This window comes from Streptomyces aurantiacus JA 4570, assembly GCF_000414115.1.
In the GTDB taxonomy this organism is placed as follows: Bacteria; Actinomycetota; Actinomycetes; order Streptomycetales; family Streptomycetaceae; genus Streptomyces; species Streptomyces aurantiacus_A.
In genome coordinates, this window is record NZ_AOPZ01000515.1 from 1 (window position 1) to 1131 (window position 1131).

At 77.2% G+C, this 1131-nt stretch carries 1 pseudogene; it reads left to right on the forward strand.

The features are described 5' to 3' along the window. Positions 1-147: 147 nt before the first annotated feature. Positions 148-1131: pseudogene (locus STRAU_RS36645) on the forward strand (ABC transporter ATP-binding protein); the annotation flags it as partial.

The window sequence follows — 1131 nt, forward strand, 5'->3', positions numbered from 1 at the left end:
CGCGCTGCCGCTGCTGCCCGCGGCGGCCGTCCTGATCGGGCTGCTCCCGGCGTTCGTGGCGCCGGTGCCGCCGCCCGCCGAGGCCCCGGCGCCCGCGCGCCCCGCCAAGCCGCTCCGCACGACCACCGAGGAGAAGACCTCATGACCATGATCCGGTTCGAGGACGTCTCCGTACGGTACGAGGGGGCCGCCGGGCCCACGGTCCGTGGCGTCGACCTGGCCGTCCCCGAGGGCGAGCTGGTGCTGCTCGTCGGCCCTTCCGGGGTCGGCAAGTCGACACTGCTCGGTACGGTCAGCGGGCTCGTGCCGCACTTCACGGGCGGCACGCTGCGCGGCCGGGTGACCGTCGCGGGCCGTGACACCCGTACGCACAAGCCGCGCGAGCTGGCCGACGTCGTCGGCACCGTGGGCCAGGACCCGCTCGCCCACTTCGTCACGGACACCGTCGAGGACGAGCTGGCGTACGGCATGGAGTCGCTCGGCCTCGCGCCGGACGTGATGCGCCGCCGCGTCGAGGAGACCCTGGACCTGCTCGGCCTCGCGGACCTCCGCGACCGCCCCATCACCACCCTCTCCGGCGGCCAGCAGCAGCGCAGCAGCGCGTGGCCATCGGCTCCGTCCTCACCCCGCACCCGCGCGTCCTCGTCCTCGACGAACCGACGTCCGCCCTGGACCCGGCCGCCGCGGAAGAGGTCCTCGCCGTCCTGCAGCGCCTGGTCCACGACCTCGGCACGACCGTCCTCATGGCCGAGCACCGCCTGGAGCGCGTCGTGCAGTACGCCGACCAGGTACTCCTCCTCGCCGCCCCCGGCGAGCCGCCCCTCCTCGGCGACCCGGCCGAGGTGATGGCCGTCTCCCCGGTGTACCCGCCGGTCGTCGACCTGGGCCGGCTGGCCGGCGTGACACCGCTCCCGCTGACGGTCCGGGACGCCCGGCGGCGGACCGGGGGGTTGCGGGAGCGGTTGGCGGGGGTGGCGGCCGAGGGCGGGCGTCCCGCTGTGCGCCCGGAGTGTGGGCCGGACGGAACCGTCGCGCCCGCGACCGGGCGCGCCTCCCGGTGGCGGCGCGTCGGCCGGAAGGGCCGGGGCGGCGGCGTGGAGGACACGGCGGCCGGGGCCGCGCAGCCGGGGA